Raw genomic sequence first — 16,143 nt, forward strand, 5'->3', positions numbered from 1 at the left:
GCGCACTGGGATCGATTCTAGGCAGCGCGGCGCTGGCGGCAGAACGATAGATGCGGACAAAAGGGGATAGATGTGGCCAAGTTATCTAGCCCAGCCACAAGCAGATAAGCTGCGAGGGCTGAAAGAATTAAGAGCGGCCTGCATCAAGGAGAAAACATGAAGGGAATACGGGTGCCATGGCTGATCTGTCTCTTCCTCAGCGGCGGTACTTGTGCGGCAACCGGCAGCCCTCCCTCGGCAGCGGATATTCACGCTTGGTGGAGCCATAGCTCGAACGAGAAGCTCATGCTCAATGAGCCGCCTGTTGCGATTCGCCTTGCCAGCGGAGAGCTCGCCTACCTCCAAAATGCAATGTTCGGAGGGTCGAGAAGCAGAAACGGGATGTTTGGGATGGTTATCGTCCGCCCCGAGGAACAGTTGGCCCAAGAAATACCATTTCTACTCGGCAGGCATGTGAAAGTGCTCGATCTCGACAAGGACGGTGTTTCAGAAGTAGAGACAACCCGAATAGAGTCTGGCGGAGGAGCAACTTACGGTCATACCTCGCTGGTTCAATTCGACGGTTGGGAAGCGGTAGTGCTGCATCAATCGACCTTCGAGAGCAACGAGGGTACGTGGGGCACTCGCTCCGATAGGTACAGAGCGAAGGAACTGGACTGGCAGTACGTAGACCTGGACGCGGATGGTCATGCCGATCTTCTGGAAACCATCACCCACAAGTTCGGTAGGAACAACCGGAAACCGGTCACCAGCTCCGCTCGCTATAGATATGTCTTCAAGAATGACCAAATCATTCGGCTGGTGACGTATCAACAGAGCCAACGCTCAAAAATCACTCAAGAACCATCTCTTACTAATTCAGCGCAGTGAGATGCCGCGCAATCCCCTTCTTCAGCGGCAACAACCCCTGCGCCACCCGCAGCCCAGCCCCACGTAGCAGCCTCACCGGCAGACGGTCGTTGGTATAGACATCCACCAACAGGTTGGTGGCCTGGTACAACGGCCATGTCGCCAGGCGGTGCTGGCGCTCATAGCGGGACAGCAGCGCCGGCGCGCCGATATTCTCGCCACGCGACTGGGCGGCCAGCACGGCCTCGGTCAGGCACTGCACGCTACCCAGGCCAAAGTTGAAGCCATGGGCGGTGACCGGATGCATGCCGACGGCGGCGTCGCCGATCAGCGCGCAGCGCGGGCCGACCAGCTTGTCGGCGTAGGCGCCGATCAGCGGATAGGCGTGGCGCTCGCTGGCCAGCTGCATGGCACCGAGGCGCCGGTCGAAGCGCCGCTCCATCTCGCGGGCGAAGGCCTCTTCGTGCAGCCCGCGCAGGCGCTCGATCTCCCGCGGCGGCAGGGTCAGCACCACGGAAGACCGGTTGCCATTGAGCGGCAGCAGAGCCAGGGTCTGGCCATAGCCGAACCACTCCCAAGCGGTCTGCCGATGCGGCTTCTGGTGGTCCATGCGACACACCAGCATGCTCTTGCCGAAGTCCTTGAGCCGCGCGCCAATGCCCAGCTGGCGGCGGATCTCGGAGAAGCGACTGTCGGCGGCGACCAGCAGGCCTGTGTGCAGCACCTCGTCATTGGCCAGCTCCAGCTCTACCACGCGTTCACGATGGCGAATCGCGCCTACCTGCACCCCGCAGCGCAGCCGTACATCGGCGCACTCGGCGACCGCCTCGAAGGCGGCACGGCGGATCGCCCGGTTGGCCACCAGATGGCCGAGGCGCTCGGCACCGGCCTGCTCGGCGCGGATCTTCAAAGCGAACAGCGAGGGGCCGTTGAGCACCTGGGCGTCGCGCAGCACGGCGACCTCCTCTGCAGGCAGCCGCTGCCACAATCCGAGTTTTTCCAGCAGCGCCTGGGAGGCGTGAGTCAGGGCGATCTCACGACCATCGAAGGCCGGTTCGGCCAACTCCTGCTCGGCCTGGCGCTCCAGCAGCACGACCGAGAGGCCATGGCCGGACAGGGCGCGGGCGAGGCACAGGCCGGCCGGACCGGCGCCGATGATGACGACATCGTGGATCATGGATGGGGGCTCCGCGCGGCACTGGGATGCGCACGAGTCTACGGCTGGCACCCAGGCCGGCCCTTGTCCCCGATCAATCAGCGGCGCAGTTCGCTCGGCGCCAGGCCGCTCCAGCGCTGGAAGGCGTGGCGGAAGCTGGCCGTCTCGCTGTAGCCGAGCTGCTCGGCGATCAGGTAGATCGGCAGGTCGGTGTGCAGCAGCAGCTGGCGCGCCTTGTCGTAGCGCACCTCGTCGAGCAGGTGCTGGAAGCTGGTGTTGAGCTGCTGCAGATGGCGGCGCACGGTGCGCTCGGAACGGTGCAGGCGGGTGGCGACGCGCTCCAGGCTGGAGCATTCGGCCAGGTCGCCGGACAGCTGCTGGCGGATCAGGTCGCGCAGGTCGTGGCGGTTGTACAGCTGGGCCTCTAGCTGCATGCATTGCTGCAGGCCGTGCTGGTGGCTGACCGGGTCGGCCAGCGGCAGCGCTCGCTCCAGCAGAATCGGGTTGAAGCACAGGGCATTGCAGCCGGCATCGAACTCCACCGGGCAGCCGAGCTTCTCGCTATAGCTGGCGGCATGCGCCGGCGCGCGGTAGGCCAATAGCAGGCGGCGCGGGCGCACCGATTCGCCGAGCAGGTCCTGCACCACGGTGAGCAGCGAGGTCAGGCACAGCTCGATATTGAACAGCGTCAACGATGGGTCGTAGCGGTAGCCACTGGCACTCAGGCGCACCTCGTCGCCCACCGTCTGCAGCTCCAGGCGGAAATAGGTGCCGAGCAGCGCGGGATGGGCGATGGCCAGGCGCAGGGCCTCGCCGAGATTGCGGCTGGCCAGCAGGGTGTAGCCGAGCATGCCGTAGGCCGACACGTGCATGCGCTTGCCCAGCAGCAGACCCAGGGCCGGGTCGGCGCTGGCCGCCAGGGCGTTGGCCAGCACGCGCAGTTCCTGGGCATGGCTGACCAGGCGCGTCGGGCTGGCCAGGTCGGCCACCGGGATGCCGCTACCTTCCAGTACCCGCTCGGCATCGACCCCCATGCGCTGCAGGCTCTGCACGGCCAGGGCGACCGTATGCAGGGTGGTCAAGATGCGTTCTTCCGGTAACACTGACATGACTGCCGTTCCACTGGGGTGGTATTCGGTAACTGCGTCTGGCGTTTCGCTTCAGGCTTCTTAAGCTTCAATTCAGCTGCACCTGTTCTGATGCAGCACCTCTGACCTGGAACCTCTTCCATGCGCCGCCTGACTCAAGCTCGCGTTCTGCTGCCCACCCTGGCATTGCTCGTTCTCGTGGCCCTGCTGGTGGTTGCCCAGCAATGGCGCCTGCTCGAACGTGGCTGGTTCGTGGTGCAAGAATGGCGCCATGCGGCCGAGTGGCGGGACAAGTCGATCTGGCTGCCGGACTACCGCGCCACCGTGCAGGCGCTGCCGATCGAGGGGCTGAGCGACGACGTGTCGGCGCTGACCTACGATCCGGACCGGCGCAGCCTGTTCACCGTGACCAACAAGAATCCCGAGATCATCGAGCTGTCGCTGGACGGCAAGATAGTGCGCCGCGTGCCCCTGGTCGGCTTCGGCGACCCGGAGGCCATCGAGTACATCAGCCGCGACCTCTACGTGATCACCGATGAGCGCCAGCAGCGCCTGTTCCGCGTGCACCTGGACGACGACACCGACTTCGTCGACGCCGCCGACTCCGAGCAGCTGTCGCTGGGCATCGGCCTCAACGGCAACAAGGGCTTCGAGGGCCTGGCCTACGACGCCGCCAAGCACCGCCTGTTCGCCGCCAAGGAGCGCGACCCGGTGAGCATCTACGAGATCCACGGCTTCCCACACACCAACCCGGACAAGCCGTTCGCCGTGCATGTGGTGGACGACCCGGAGCGCGACGCCCGGCTGTTCGTGCGCGACCTCTCCAGCCTCGACTACGATGCCCACACCGGGCACCTGCTGGCCCTGTCGGACGAGTCGCACCTGGTGCTGGAGATCAACTCCGATGGCCGGCCGATCAGCACGCTGTCGCTGATCGGCGGCCAGAGCGGCCTGGACAAGAGCGTGCCGCAGGCCGAGGGCGTGGCCACGGACGACCGGGGCAGGCTGTATGTGGTCAGCGAGCCGAACCTGTTCTACGTGTTCGAGAAGCAGGCGGCGCAGTAGCAACGCATCATGAGGCGGGGATGATCGCCCGGCTTCCCTCAGGCGTCGTCCTGCACGCCCGCGCCCGGCGCGTTGTTCCTTACCGACTCGGTACCCGCCTTGGCACTGGCCTCGCTGGCATACAGCTGGCTGGTGCCGATCACCTGGCCGTTGCTGGCCTTGAGCACGAAGTGAAACTTGCCACCGGCGGCCGCCTTGATTTCGAAGGCGTCTGCGCGCTGGGCGTTCTTGCGCACCGACTCGATGCCGTCCAGGGCCGAGTGCTTGGCCTTGTACTGCTCGCTGCCGAGAATGATCTCGCCGTTGCCGGCGTGCAGGTTGAAATGGAACTGCTCGTTGCTGGCTTTCTTCAGGTGGAACTTGCTGGCCATGGCCGGACCTCCTTGGTGAAGTCAGCTAAGCGTAGCCGCAGATGCAAAGCGCAACGGCGCGCCCATCAGGCCGGGTCGAGCTGGCTCTTCAGGCGGTCGCGGAAGGTCTGGATCAGCGGCTCGCGCGAGCGCCCGCGACGCAGGGCCAGACTGAAGGGCGCCTGGTAGCCGAAGGTGGTCGGCAGCAGCACCTTGAGCCGGCCCTGCTCCACCCAGGGCTGGGCGTAGTGCTCCGGCAGGTAGCCGATATAGGCGCCGGACAGCACCAGGATCAGCTGCGCCTCCATCGACTCCACCGTCGCCGCGCTGTGCTTGAAGCCGTGGCGGGCCAGCTCGCTCTGGCTCCAGTAGCCACGGCCGACCATGCGCTGCTGGGTGATCACCTCGGCGGGAATCTTGCGCTGCTCGAACAGCGGGTGGCGGTCGCTGCAGTACAGCCAGTGCTGCTCGCGGTACAGGGCCTGGTAGGTGAGGCCGTTCATCCGCGTGTAGAAGGCGCCGATGGCCAGGTCCAGGCGATTCTCCAGCACCGCCAGCTGCAGCTCGGCCGGGCTCAGCACCGCCAGGTGCAGGTGCACGGCCGGGTGTTCCTGGCTGTAGGCGCCGATCACCTCGGCCAGCGGCAGGGCCGGGTCGCTTACCGTGGAATCCAGCACGCCGAGGTTGAGGGTGCCGCGCAGCTCGCCCTTGAGCGCCGCCGAGTAGCGCTCGAAGCCTTCCAGTTCGGACAGCAGGCGCAGGCACTCCTGGTGGAACAGCTCGCCCTTGCTGGTCAGGCTGAAGCCGCCGCGGCCGCGATGGCACAGGCTCAGGCCCAGCTGGGTCTCCAGCTGGCTCATGTAGGTGCTGATCGCCGAAGTCGACAGGTTGAGCTCCTGCTGGGCGGCGGCGAACCCCTGGCAGCGCACCACGGTGGCGAAGATGCGCAGCAGCTTGATATCGGGCAGGGCGAGGGTCATGGGCGGTCTCCGGCGAACGTGCCCAGGCTGCCATTAGTTTTGAAATTTCTGAACTAATTATTTCACCGCAGCGATTCTTCCCGTTGCGATTCGGCAGAAGAATCCGCCTCACGCCTTGGCCATGGGGCTCGCTCCCCGTGGCTCGATTACAAACACAACACCGTGAGGCCACCCGTGGATAAAGAACTCCACCAGCCCCTGGGCGGCAATGAAATGCCGCGCTTCGGCGGCATCGCCACCATGCTGCGCCTGCCGCATATCCAGGACCCCGCCGAGCTCGCCAAACTGGATGCCGCCTTCGTCGGCGTGCCGCTCGACATCGGCACCTCGCTGCGCTCCGGCACCCGCTTCGGCCCGCGCGAGATCCGCGCCGAATCGGTGATGATCCGTCCGTACAACATGGCCACCGGCGCCGCGCCGTTCGACTCGCTGAACGTCGCCGATATCGGCGACGTGGCGATCAACACCTTCAACCTGCTCGACGCCGTGCGCATCATCGAGGAGTCCTACGACCGCATCCTCGAGCACGGCATCCTGCCGCTGACCCTGGGTGGCGACCACACCATCACCCTGCCGATCCTGCGCGCGATCAAGAAGAAGCACGGCAAGGTCGGCCTGGTGCATATCGACGCCCATGCCGACGTCAACGACCACATGTTCGGCGAGAAGATCGCCCACGGCACCACCTTCCGCCGCGCCGTGGAAGAGGACCTGCTCGACTGCCAGCGCGTGGTGCAGATCGGCCTGCGCGCCCAGGGCTACACCGCCGAGGACTTCAACTGGAGCCGCAAGCAGGGCTTCCGCGTGGTGCAGGCCGAGGAGTGCTGGCACAAGTCCCTCGCGCCGCTGATGGCCGAAGTGCGCGAGAAGGTCGGCGGCGGCCCGGTGTACCTGAGCTTCGACATCGACGGCATCGACCCGGCCTGGGCGCCCGGCACCGGCACCCCGGAAATCGGCGGCCTGACCACTATCCAGGCCATGGAGATCGTTCGCGGCTGCCAGGGCCTGGACATCGTCGGCTGCGACCTGGTCGAGGTCTCCCCGCCCTACGACACCACCGGCAACACCTCGCTGCTGGGCGCCAACCTGCTGTACGAGATGCTCTGCATCCTGCCGGGCGTGCAACACAAATGATCGCCGCGCAACAGGTGCTCGAGGCCGCCCGTGCGCTGGTGGCGGCCTTCGCCGCCAACGACACCGAGGCCTACTTCGCCGCCTTCAGCGAGGACGCCACCTTCGTCTTCCATGGCCACGGTCGGGTGCTGCCGTCGCGCGCCGCCTACCGCGAGCTGTGGGACCAGTGGCAGCGCGACGGCTTCCGCGTGCTGGCCTGCGAGCCGAGCAACCCAATGGTCAGCCTGCACGACGGGCTGGCGATCTTCATCCACGACGTGACCACCCGTTTGCAGGTGGACGGCCGCGTGGTGGACAGCCAGGAACGGGAGACCATCGTCTTCCAACAACAAGAACAGGGCCGCTGGCTGGCCTGTCACGAACACTTATCGGCCATGCCGGAGCAGCTGCCGCCAATCTGACAAGGCATCCCGGGAGACAGAAATGCATAACAACAATAAGCAGCACGCCATCACACAGATAGAAGCCTTCGGGGTCGAACAGATCCCCGCCGGCGAACGCACGGCCAAGCCGTTCGACCTGTTCCGCCTGATCTTCGGCGGCGCCAATACCTTCTCCACCGCAGTGCTGGGCAGCTTCCCGGTGATCTTCGGTCTGTCGTTCCAGGCCGGCGCCTGGGCCATCCTGCTCGGCGTGCTGGTCGGCTCGCTGATCCTCGCGCCCATGGGCCTGTTCGGCGCGCTCAACGGCACCAACAACGCGGTGTCGTCCGGCGCCCACTTGGGCGTGCACGGGCGCATCGTCGGCTCGTTCCTCTCGCTGCTCACCGCCATCGCCTTCTTCTCGCTGTCGGTGTGGAGCTCGGGCGATGCCCTGGTCGGCGGCGCCAAGCGCCTGGTCGGCCTGGAGGACAGCGACCTCAGCCTGGGCCTGGCCTACGGCCTGTTCGCCGTGCTGGTGCTGATCGTGTGCATCTACGGCTTCCGCTTCATGCTGTGGGTCAACAAGATCGCCGTGTGGGCCGCCAGCCTGCTGTTCCTGCTCGGCGCCGCGGCCTTCTTCGGTCCGTTCGACGCGGCCTACGCCGGCAGCGTGCAGCTCGGCCAGGCCGGTTTCTGGGCCGCCTTCATCGGCGCCGCCCTGCTGGCCATGAGCAACCCGGTGTCGTTCGGCGCCTTCCTCGGCGACTGGTCGCGCTACATCCCGCGCGAGACCTCGCAGAAACGCATCATGCTGGCGGTGATCGGTGCCCAGGTCGGCACCCTGATCCCGTTCTTCTTCGGCCTGATCACCGCGACCATAGTCGCGGCCCGCGCACCGGACTACATCGCCAGCTACAACTACGTCGGCGGCCTGCTGGCCGTATCGCCCACCTGGTTCTTCCTGCCGGTGTGCCTGATCGCCGTGATCGGCGGCATGTCCACCGGCACCACCGCGCTGTATGGCACCGGCCTGGACATGTCCAGCGTGCTGCCGCGCCTGCTCAGCCGGGTGCAGGCCACATTGCTGATCGGCCTGCTGTCGATCGCCTTCATCTTCGTCGGCCGCTTCGCCTTCAACCTGGTGCAGAGCGTGTCCACCTTCGCCGTGCTGATCATCACCTGCACCAGCCCGTGGATGGTGATCATGATCATCGGCCTGCTGGTGCGCCGCGGCTTCTACCACGCCGACGACCTGCAGGTGTTCACCCGCGGCCAGCGCGGCGGGGCCTACTGGTTCCACAACGGCTGGAACTGGCGCGGCATGGGCGCCTGGATCCCCAGCGCGGTGGTCGGCCTGTGCTTCGTCAACCTGCCGGGGCAGTTCGTCGGCCCGCTCGGCGAGCTGGCCGGCGGCATCGACATCAGCCTGCCGGTGACCCTCGGCCTGGCCGCGGTGCTCTACCTGCTGCTGCTCTTGCTCTTCCCCGAGCCCGCCGCCGTCTATGGTCCCAAGGGGCCGCGCTGGGTCAAGGCGGGCAAGCCCCATCAGCAACCCATTACTCAGGGCGCACCTGAGGCTGCATAACAAGAAAGGCTTTTCCCACGTACTGCCAATAAACGATGCATCTAGCCTGAACGGGAGTCACCATGAACAAACGTCCGCTGCAACTGGCCAGCGCTGTGCTGGCCGCCACCCTGAGCACCGGCCTGCTGGCCGCCGGCAAGCCCTCCTTCGTCGAATCGGGCAGCTTCCAGGTCTGCTCCGACCCGACCTACCCACCGATGGAGTTCTTCGAGAAGACCGGCGACCGCGAGCCGAGCGGCTTCGACACCGACCTGATCCGTGCCCTGGCCAAGCACTGGGGCGTGCAGCCGCGCTTCATCGTCACCGAGTTCACCGGCCTGCTGCCGGGCCTCGACGCCAAGCGTTGCGACGCGGTGATCAGCGGCGCCCTGGTAACCCCCGAGCGTACCCAGAAGCTGCATGCGGTGCCCTACCTCGCCACCGCCACCATCGTCTTCGGCAGCGGCAAGAGCGACCTCAAGCTGAACACCCTGGAGGATCTCTCCGGCAAGGTCGTGGCCGTGCAGTCGGGCACCCAGTACGTGGCCATCATGGAGAAGCTCAACGCCGACCTGACGGCCGCCGGCAAGACTCCGGCCACCCTGCAGACCTACCCCAAGGGCAGCGACGTGGCCCAGCAGGTGCTGGTCGGCCGCGCCGCCGCCGGCCTGTCCCAGGACACCGAGCTGGCCTACCGCGAGCTGCAGACCCCGGGCCAGTTCAAGACCCTCTACAGCTTCCCCGAGAAGGACATCTTCGGTGCCTACATGCGCCCGGTCGATGCCGACAAGGCCGCCGTGCAGGCCGCCGTCGAGGCGCTCAAGGCCGACGGCACGCTCAAGGCCATCGCCGAGAAGTGGAAGCTCGACCCGGCCAATCTGGACACCGCCCAGTAAGGTCCCGGCCCGCCCGGCAACGGGCGGGCTGTGCTCCTCAACATCGCGTCCGCGCCAATGCAGCGGGCGCCCGCTTCCTTCACGCAGGACACGCACATGAACTTCGATGTCGCCGTCTTCTGGGATGCCCTGACCTCCTACCACTTCTTCCGCGGCGCCTGCATCACCCTGTTGCTGGCCCTGCTGGCACACTCGGTGGGCATCCTCATCTCGATCCCCGCCGCCCTCGCCCTGGACGGCCCCAACAACCCGGCCCGCGCCACCCTGCGCGGCGTGCTCAGCGTGTTCCGCGGCGCGCCGACCCTGCTGCAGCTGCTGTTCGTGTGGAACGCCCTGCCGCAGTTCTTCCCGATCTTCCGCGAGGAGTGGTTCACCCCGTTCTTCGCCGCCTGGATCGCCCTGTCGATCAACGAGGCGGCCTACCAGGTGGAGATCAACCGCGCCGCACTGAAGGCCGTGGACCGTGGCCAGTACGCCGCCGGCCATGCGCTGGGCCTGTCGCGCTGGCAGATCTTCCGCCACGTGATCATGCCGCAGGCCGCGCGCATCGCCATTCCGCCGACCTCCAACGAATTCATCACCCTGCTCAAGATCACTTCGCTGGCCTCGGTGATCTCCCTGCAGGAGCTGATGGCGGTGACCTCGCAGACGGTCTCCACCACCTTCCAGTTCTCCGAGTACTACGCCGTGGCCCTGGTCTACTACCTGGCCATGGTCTACAGCCTGACCTGGCTGCAGGGCGGCCTGGAACGCCGGCTGTCGTGGGATTCGGTGGCCGTCGCCGCCGCCCCGGTCGGCCTGGTGCAACGTACCCTGGCGCGCATGCGCCGCATCTGAGGAGAGCCTCATGAGCGAAATCATCCGTCTGCACCAGGTCGGCAAGCGCTACGACAGCTTCCAGGTGCTGCAGGGCATCGACCTGTCCGTCGAGCAGGGCGAGAAGATCGTCATCTGCGGGCCCTCGGGCTCCGGCAAGTCGACCCTGATCCGCTGCATCAACCGCCTCAACCCACATGACACGGGCACCATCACCGTCGAGGGCCAGGACGTCTCGACCCGCGCCGGCGGCGACCACGTGCGCCGCGAGGTGGGCATGGTGTTCCAGAACTTCAACCTGTTCCCCCACCTGACCGTGCTGGACAACTGCACCCTGGCGCCGATGAAGGTGCGCGGCCTGTCACGCCAGGACGCCGAGGCGCTGGCCATGAAGTACCTCGGCCGTGTGCACATCGGCAGCCAGGCGCACAAGAAGCCCGGCCAGCTCTCCGGCGGCCAGCAGCAACGCGTGGCCATCGCCCGCGCGCTGTGCATGAGCCCCAAGGTGATGCTGTTCGACGAGCCGACCTCGGCGCTCGACCCGGAGATGGTCGGCGAGGTGCTGGAGGTGATGACCGAACTGGCCGGCGACGGCATGACCATGCTCTGCGTGACCCACGAGATGGGCTTCGCGCGCAAGGTGGCGGACCGCGTGGTGTTCATGGACGCCGGCCAGATAGTCGAGACCGCCAGCCCGGCGGAGTTCTTCGACAATCCGCAGCACCCGCGCACCCGCGCCTTCCTGTCGCAGATCCGCCACTGATGGAGCGCCCGATGGACAAACAAGAAGCCCTGCTGCGCCGCGACCTGGCCGCGGCCTACCGGCTGGCCGCGCGCTTCGGCTGGGACGACACCCTGTACACCCATTTCTCGGTGCGCCTGCCCGGCGTGGCGCCGCGCTTTCTGATCAACCCCTTCGGCCTGCTGTTCGAGGAGATCCGCGCCAGTGACCTGATCGTGGTCGACATGGACGGCCGCGTGCTGGAGGGCGGGGCCGACTACAACGTGGCCGGCTTCACCATCCACAGCGCCATGCACATGGCCCGCGCCGACGCCCACTGCGTGATCCACACCCACACTATGGCGGGTATGACGGTGGCCGCGGCGGACGGCGGCCTGCTGCAGCTCAACCAGATCAGCGCCGAGTTCCACCGGCGGGTCGGCTACCACGACTATGAGGGCATCGCCCTCGACCTGGGCGAGCGCGAGCGCCTGGTGGCCTCGCTGGGCGACAACATCGCGCTGATCCTGCGCCACCACGGCCTGCTCAGCGTCGGCGCCAGCGTGGCGGATGCCTTCTACGTGATGTACTACCTGAACAAGGCCTGCGATATCCAGCTGGCCGCCGCGCCCCTGGCCGGCGTGCGCGAGATGTCCGAGGCGCTCAGCCAGCACGCCTGCGAGCAGTTCCAGGGCAGCGAGTGGCAGCGCCCGCTGCTGTGGCAGGCCTGGCTGCGCAAGCTGGACCGTGAGTGTCCCGATTACCGCAACTGAGCATGCGAATGCCGGCCCATCCCCCACACTCGATGTGGCCGGCCCTGGCGACTCCAGCCGTCCCGACTGGAGTCGCATTTTTATCCCGCGTCATCGGAAGGAACAGACCATGACCACCTGCGGTGAATTTCTCGTCAAGCAGCTGGAGGCCTGGGGCGTCGACACCGTGTTCGGCATCCCCGGCGTACACACCGTCGAGCTGTACCGCGGCCTGCCGGCCAGCAAGATCCGCCATATCACCCCGCGTCACGAGCAGGGCGCCGGCTTTATGGCCGACGGCTATGCCCGCGTCAGCGGCAAGCCGGGGGTGTGCTTCATCATCACCGGCCCGGGCATGACCAATATCCTCACCGCCATGGGCCAGGCCTACGCCGACTCCATTCCCATGCTGGTGATCTCCAGCGTCAACGAGCGCGCCCGCCTCGGCCACGGCAACGGCTACCTGCACGAGCTGCCCAACCAGAGCGCGATGGTCGCCGGCGTATCCGCCTTCAGCCACACCCTGATGAGCGTCGAGGAGCTGCCGGCGGTGCTGGCCCGCGCCTTCGCCGTGTTCGAGGGCGAGCGGCCGCGGCCGGTGCATATCGAGCTGCCGCTGGACATCATCACCGCCGACGCCACCCATATGCGCGTGCAACCCAAGCCGCGCCAGGCGCGCCCGGCGCCCAATCGCAGCCTGCTGCGCGAGGCCGCCGGCCTGCTCAAGAGCGCCGAGCGCCCGCTGCTGCTGCTAGGCGGCGGCTGCGTCGAGGCCCAGGCTGAGGCACGCGCCCTGGCCGCCGCGCTGGACGCACCGACCGCGCTGACCATCAACGCCAAGGGCCTGCTGCCACCGGGTCACCCGCTGCTGCTGGGCAGCAACCAGGCGCTGGTGCCGGTGCGCCAGCTGGCGCTGCAGGCCGACCTGGTGCTGGCCATCGGCACCGAGCTGGGCGAGACCGATTACGACGTGGTGTTCGACGGCAACTTCAAGCTGCCCGGGCGGCTGATCCGCATCGATATCGACCCGCAGCAGTTGCACCGCAACCACGCCCCGACCCTGGCGATCCAGGGCGACGCGCGCCTGGCCATGCGCATGCTGCTGGCCGAACTGCAGCCGCGCGAGGCCAGCTCTGACAGCCCCGGCGCGAGGCGCACCGCCGCCGTGCAGGCAGAGCTGGCCGAGGGCTTCAGCGGCTGGACGCACTACCGCGCGCTGTTCGATGCGGTACTGGAAGTGCTTCCCGAGGCGCGCTTTGTCGGCGACTCGACGCAGACCGTGTACAGCGGCAACCACCTGGTCGAGCTGGACGGCGCGCGGCGCTGGTTCAACGCCTCTACCGGCTACGGCACGCTGGGCTACGGCCTGCCCGCGGCGCTCGGCGCCAAGCTGGCCGAGCCGGGCTGCCCGGTGATCAGCCTGATGGGCGACGGCGGTATCCAGTTCACCCTGCCCGAACTGGCCAGCGCGGTGGAGGCCGGCATCGGCATAGTCGTGTTGCTGTGGAACAACTCGGGCTATGGCGAGATCAAGCGCTACATGGAGCGCCGCGACATCACCCCGATCGGCGTGGATATTTACACCCCGGACTTCCTCGCCATCGCCCGTGGCTTTGGCTGCGCAGCGGAACGCGCGCGCGATCTGGCGCACCTGCAGCAGCTATTGAAGGACGCGCCGAGCGACCGGCCACTGATCATCGAGGTGCTGGAGTCGCCGCCCTTCGCGCCCTGAAATGAAAAACCCGGCCTAGGCCGGGTTTTCTTTGTAGGGCGGGTGCAACCCGCGCAAGAGAGCAACGCGATTTCACCCACCCTACGACCTGATCCTGTAGGAGCGAGCTCTGCTCGCGAAGCTTTGCCGGGGCTTGGTTCGCGAGCAGAGCTCGCTCCTACGCTGGTGCGCCCCCGGGCTCAGGCCTTGAGGCCTTTCGCACCTTCGCTGCCGCCAAGCAGCAGGCCGTAGCCCGGACTTCAGTCCGGGGCTGGCGGTGTCCTGGACTGAAGTCCGGGCTACAGGCTCTCTCCGCTCAAACCTTGAGGCTCTTCACGCCCTCAGGGGTGCCGAGCAGCAGCAGATCGGCCGGGCGCGCGGCGAACAGGCCGTTGGTGACCACGCCGACGATGGCGTTGATATCGGCCTCCAGCTTCACCGGGTCGGTGATCGACATGTTGTGCACGTCGAGGATGATATTGCCGTTGTCGGTCACCACGCCCTCGCGGTACACCGGGTCGCCGCCCAGCTTCACCAGCTGGCGCGCCACGTGGCTGCGGGCCATGGGGATGACTTCCACCGGCAGCGGGAAGGCGCCGAGCACCGGCACCAGCTTGCTGGCGTCGGCGATGCAGATGAAGGTCTTGGCCACCGCCGCGACGATCTTCTCGCGGGTCAGCGCAGCGCCGCCGCCCTTGATCAGGTTGAGGCGCTCGTCGCTCTCGTCGGCGCCGTCGATGTAGAACTCCAGCTCGCTGACGCTGTTCAGGTCGTACACCGGGATGCCATGGCCCTTGAGGCGCGCGGCGGTGGCTTCGGAGCTGGCCACGGCGCCGTCAAAGGCCATCTTGTGCTGGGCCAGGGCGTCGATGAAGCAGTTGGCGGTGGAGCCGGTGCCGACGCCGATCACGCTCTTGCTGTCGAGGAAGGGAAGGATATGGTCGACGGCGGCCTGGGCCACCGCCTGCTTGAGCTGATCCTGGGTCATCGCGGGGTTCTGCGCCTGGGAAATACGGGAAGGGCCGAATTATAGCCTCCTGCCTAGGGCAATCGGCTGCGTTTTATCGCCACAGCCCTACTGATATGCGGCTTTTGCTGCGGACTGTCGGTGGCCGCCGGTCGAAGCGCTGGGGTAGACTCCAGAATCCGTGAAAAGCCCGCCAGTGAAGCCCGTGATGCTCGAACAGTACGTAAAGAAGATCCTCACCTCGCGCGTCTATGACGTCGCGGTGGAAACCCCGCTGCAACCCGCCCGCCAGCTCACCGAGCGGCTGGGCAACCAGATTCTGCTCAAGCGCGAGGATCTGCAGCCGGTGTACTCGTTCAAGATTCGCGGCGCCTACAACCGCGTGGCGCAGCTGTCCGACGTCGAAAAGGCCCAGGGCGTGATCGCCGCCTCGGCCGGTAACCATGCCCAGGGCCTGGCCCTGGCGGCGGCCAAGCTCGGCATCAAGGCCACCATCGTCATGCCACGCACTACCCCGGAGCTCAAGATCCAGGGCGTGCGCTCGCGCGGCGGCAAGGTGGTGCTGCACGGCGACGCCTTCCCCGAGGCGCTGGCTCATGCGTTGAAGCTGGCCGAGGAAAAGGGCTACACCTTCGTGCCGCCATACGACGACCCGGACGTGATCGCCGGCCAGGGCACCGTGGCCATGGAGATCCTGCGCCAGCAGCCGGGCCAGCTGGACGCCATCTTCGTGCCGGTCGGTGGCGGCAGCCTGATCGCCGGCATCACCGCCTACGTGAAGTACCTGCGCCCGGATATCAAGATCATCGGTGTCGAGCCGGACGACTCCAACTGCCTGCAGGCCGCCATGGCCGCCGGCGAGCGCGTGGTGCTGTCGCAGGTCGGCCTGTTCGCCGACGGCGTGGCCGTGGCGCAGATCGGCAAGCACAACTTCGATATCTGCAAGGACCATGTCGACGAGGTGATCACCGTCAGCACCGACGAGATCTGCGCGGCGATCAAGGACATCTACGACGACACCCGCTCGATCACCGAGCCGGCCGGTGCCCTGGCCGTGGCCGGGATCAAGAAGTACGTGGAGCGTGAAGGCCTGCGCGACAAGGTGCTGGTCGGCATCGACTCGGGCGCCAACATCAACTTCGACCGCCTGCGCCATGTGGCCGAGCGTTCCGAGCTGGGCGAGAAGCGCGAGGCGATCATCGCCGTGACCATCCCCGAGCGGCCGGGCAGCTTCAAGGCCTTCTGCGAGGCGATCGGCAAGCGCCAGATCACCGAGTTCAACTACCGCTACCACACCGACCGCGAGGCGCACATCTTCGTCGGCGTGCAGACTCACCCGGAGAACGACCCGCGTCAGGCGCTGGTGGAGAATCTGCGCAGCCAGGGCTTCCCGGTGCTGGACCTGACCGACAACGAGCTGGCCAAGCTGCACATCCGCCACACCGTGGGCGGCCATGCGGCGGCAGTGGCGGACGAGGTGGTGTTCCGCTTCGAGTTCCCCGAGCGGCCGGGCGCGCTGTTCAACTTCCTCAACCGCCTGGGCGGGCGCTGGAACATCACCATGTTCCACTACCGCAACCACGGCGCCGCCGACGGCCGCGTGCTGGCCGCCCTGCAGGTGCCGGCGGAGGAGCGCGAACAGATCCCGGCAGCCTTCGACGCCATCGGCTATCCCTACTGGGACGAGACCGACAACCCGGCCTACAAGCTCTTCCTCGGTTAAGGAATGCTG

At 66.8% G+C, this 16,143-nt stretch carries 16 protein-coding genes; 11 read left to right on the forward strand and 5 right to left on the reverse strand.

Annotated features, from left to right (window positions below):
- Positions 1-156: 156 nt before the first annotated feature.
- On the forward strand, positions 157-870 hold the full coding sequence (locus OH686_RS11075) for a hypothetical protein (RefSeq protein ID WP_289538589.1): 714 nt from the start codon (positions 157-159) through the stop codon (positions 868-870).
- On the opposite strand, the gene ubiM is transcribed toward OH686_RS11075, so the two are convergent.
- Both ubiM and OH686_RS11085 read right to left on the reverse strand, forming a co-directional pair.
- A complete protein-coding gene (ubiM, locus tag OH686_RS11080) occupies positions 854-2,026 on the reverse strand; it encodes a 5-demethoxyubiquinol-8 5-hydroxylase UbiM (protein WP_289538591.1) in 1,173 nt (390 codons plus the stop codon). The genes OH686_RS11075 and ubiM overlap by 17 nt on opposite strands.
- A 77-nt stretch (positions 2,027-2,103) precedes the next feature.
- Complete coding sequence (locus OH686_RS11085) at positions 2,104-3,087, reverse strand: AraC family transcriptional regulator (RefSeq protein WP_289538593.1); 984 nt, start codon at positions 3,085-3,087, stop codon at positions 2,104-2,106.
- 147 nt (positions 3,088-3,234) lie between these two features.
- Here OH686_RS11085 and OH686_RS11090 point away from each other — a divergent pair, with 147 nt between their 5' ends.
- Positions 3,235-4,158: an SdiA-regulated domain-containing protein gene (locus OH686_RS11090; RefSeq protein ID WP_289538595.1), complete on the forward strand. Its 924-nt coding sequence runs from the start codon at positions 3,235-3,237 to the stop codon at positions 4,156-4,158.
- A 38-nt stretch (positions 4,159-4,196) separates the two neighbouring features.
- Here the strand turns inward: OH686_RS11090 and OH686_RS11095 are convergent, their stop codons facing one another.
- Together OH686_RS11095 and OH686_RS11100 are read right to left on the reverse strand one after the other, a co-directional pair.
- Complete coding sequence (locus tag OH686_RS11095) at positions 4,197-4,529, reverse strand: YegP family protein (protein ID WP_289538597.1); 333 nt, start codon at positions 4,527-4,529, stop codon at positions 4,197-4,199.
- A 65-nt stretch (positions 4,530-4,594) separates the two neighbouring features.
- Entirely contained in the window at positions 4,595-5,488 is an 894-nt protein-coding gene (locus OH686_RS11100) for a LysR family transcriptional regulator (protein ID WP_137973715.1), read from the reverse strand.
- Between the two features lie 174 nt (positions 5,489-5,662).
- On the opposite strand from OH686_RS11100, the gene speB reads away from it, so the two are divergent.
- The 8 genes from speB to OH686_RS11140 all read left to right on the forward strand — a co-directional run bounded on the left by speB (position 5,663) and on the right by OH686_RS11140 (position 13,465).
- Positions 5,663-6,622 (forward strand): agmatinase, encoded by a 960-nt coding sequence (gene speB, locus OH686_RS11105; RefSeq protein WP_137973716.1) that lies wholly within the window; start codon positions 5,663-5,665, stop codon positions 6,620-6,622.
- Positions 6,619-7,023: a YybH family protein gene (locus OH686_RS11110; protein ID WP_289538601.1), complete on the forward strand. Its 405-nt coding sequence runs from the start codon at positions 6,619-6,621 to the stop codon at positions 7,021-7,023. Before speB ends, OH686_RS11110 begins: the two co-directional genes overlap by 4 nt.
- A gap of 22 nt (positions 7,024-7,045) precedes the next feature.
- Positions 7,046-8,569 carry a purine-cytosine permease family protein gene (locus tag OH686_RS11115; protein ID WP_289538603.1) on the forward strand — a complete coding sequence of 508 codons (1,524 nt, stop codon included), beginning with the start codon at positions 7,046-7,048 and terminating at the stop codon, positions 8,567-8,569.
- Between the two features lie 62 nt (positions 8,570-8,631).
- Entirely contained in the window at positions 8,632-9,444 is an 813-nt protein-coding gene (locus OH686_RS11120; RefSeq protein WP_289538605.1) for a transporter substrate-binding domain-containing protein, read from the forward strand.
- A gap of 96 nt (positions 9,445-9,540) precedes the next feature.
- Positions 9,541-10,281: an amino acid ABC transporter permease gene (locus tag OH686_RS11125; RefSeq protein ID WP_137973720.1), complete on the forward strand. Its 741-nt coding sequence runs from the start codon at positions 9,541-9,543 to the stop codon at positions 10,279-10,281.
- Between the two features lie 10 nt (positions 10,282-10,291).
- Positions 10,292-11,023: an amino acid ABC transporter ATP-binding protein gene (locus OH686_RS11130; RefSeq protein ID WP_289538607.1), complete on the forward strand. Its 732-nt coding sequence runs from the start codon at positions 10,292-10,294 to the stop codon at positions 11,021-11,023.
- A gap of 11 nt (positions 11,024-11,034) precedes the next feature.
- The gene (locus OH686_RS11135) at positions 11,035-11,754 is read left to right on the forward strand and encodes a class II aldolase/adducin family protein (RefSeq protein WP_289538609.1); all 720 of its coding nucleotides are present in this window, start codon (positions 11,035-11,037) and stop codon (positions 11,752-11,754) included.
- A 109-nt stretch (positions 11,755-11,863) separates the two neighbouring features.
- Positions 11,864-13,465, forward strand: a complete 1,602-nt coding sequence (locus OH686_RS11140) for a 5-guanidino-2-oxopentanoate decarboxylase (RefSeq protein ID WP_289538611.1) — start codon at positions 11,864-11,866, stop codon at positions 13,463-13,465.
- 295 nt (positions 13,466-13,760) lie between these two features.
- Here the strand turns inward: OH686_RS11140 and rpiA are convergent, their stop codons facing one another.
- Positions 13,761-14,432 (reverse strand): ribose-5-phosphate isomerase RpiA, encoded by a 672-nt coding sequence (rpiA, locus tag OH686_RS11145; RefSeq protein ID WP_289538612.1) that lies wholly within the window; start codon positions 14,430-14,432, stop codon positions 13,761-13,763.
- A gap of 187 nt (positions 14,433-14,619) precedes the next feature.
- Here rpiA and ilvA point away from each other — a divergent pair, with 187 nt between their 5' ends.
- Positions 14,620-16,134 carry a threonine ammonia-lyase, biosynthetic gene (gene ilvA / locus OH686_RS11150; RefSeq protein ID WP_289538614.1) on the forward strand — a complete coding sequence of 505 codons (1,515 nt, stop codon included), beginning with the start codon at positions 14,620-14,622 and terminating at the stop codon, positions 16,132-16,134.
- Positions 16,135-16,143 lie beyond the last annotated feature (9 nt).

Origin of the sequence: Pseudomonas sp. SO81 (assembly GCF_030374125.1) — a bacterium.
GTDB lineage: Bacteria > Pseudomonadota > Gammaproteobacteria > Pseudomonadales > Pseudomonadaceae > Aquipseudomonas.

Bases quoted from the DNA above. Each gene is read 5' to 3' on its own strand.
- OH686_RS11075 (WP_289538589.1), top strand. From the start codon at position 157: ATGAAGGGAATACGGGTGCCATGGCTGATCTGTCTCTTCCTCAGCGGC.
- ubiM (WP_289538591.1), bottom strand. From the start codon at position 2,026: ATGATCCACGATGTCGTCATCATCGGCGCCGGTCCGGCCGGCCTGTGC.
- OH686_RS11090 (WP_289538595.1), top strand. From the start codon at position 3,235: ATGCGCCGCCTGACTCAAGCTCGCGTTCTGCTGCCCACCCTGGCATTG.
- OH686_RS11095 (WP_289538597.1), bottom strand. From the start codon at position 4,529: ATGGCCAGCAAGTTCCACCTGAAGAAAGCCAGCAACGAGCAGTTCCAT.
- OH686_RS11100 (WP_137973715.1), bottom strand. From the start codon at position 5,488: ATGACCCTCGCCCTGCCCGATATCAAGCTGCTGCGCATCTTCGCCACC.
- OH686_RS11110 (WP_289538601.1), top strand. From the start codon at position 6,619: ATGATCGCCGCGCAACAGGTGCTCGAGGCCGCCCGTGCGCTGGTGGCG.
- OH686_RS11115 (WP_289538603.1), top strand. From the start codon at position 7,046: ATGCATAACAACAATAAGCAGCACGCCATCACACAGATAGAAGCCTTC.
- OH686_RS11120 (WP_289538605.1), top strand. From the start codon at position 8,632: ATGAACAAACGTCCGCTGCAACTGGCCAGCGCTGTGCTGGCCGCCACC.
- OH686_RS11125 (WP_137973720.1), top strand. From the start codon at position 9,541: ATGAACTTCGATGTCGCCGTCTTCTGGGATGCCCTGACCTCCTACCAC.
- OH686_RS11130 (WP_289538607.1), top strand. From the start codon at position 10,292: ATGAGCGAAATCATCCGTCTGCACCAGGTCGGCAAGCGCTACGACAGC.
- OH686_RS11135 (WP_289538609.1), top strand. From the start codon at position 11,035: ATGGACAAACAAGAAGCCCTGCTGCGCCGCGACCTGGCCGCGGCCTAC.
- OH686_RS11140 (WP_289538611.1), top strand. From the start codon at position 11,864: ATGACCACCTGCGGTGAATTTCTCGTCAAGCAGCTGGAGGCCTGGGGC.
- rpiA (WP_289538612.1), bottom strand. From the start codon at position 14,432: ATGACCCAGGATCAGCTCAAGCAGGCGGTGGCCCAGGCCGCCGTCGAC.
- ilvA (WP_289538614.1), top strand. From the start codon at position 14,620: ATGCTCGAACAGTACGTAAAGAAGATCCTCACCTCGCGCGTCTATGAC.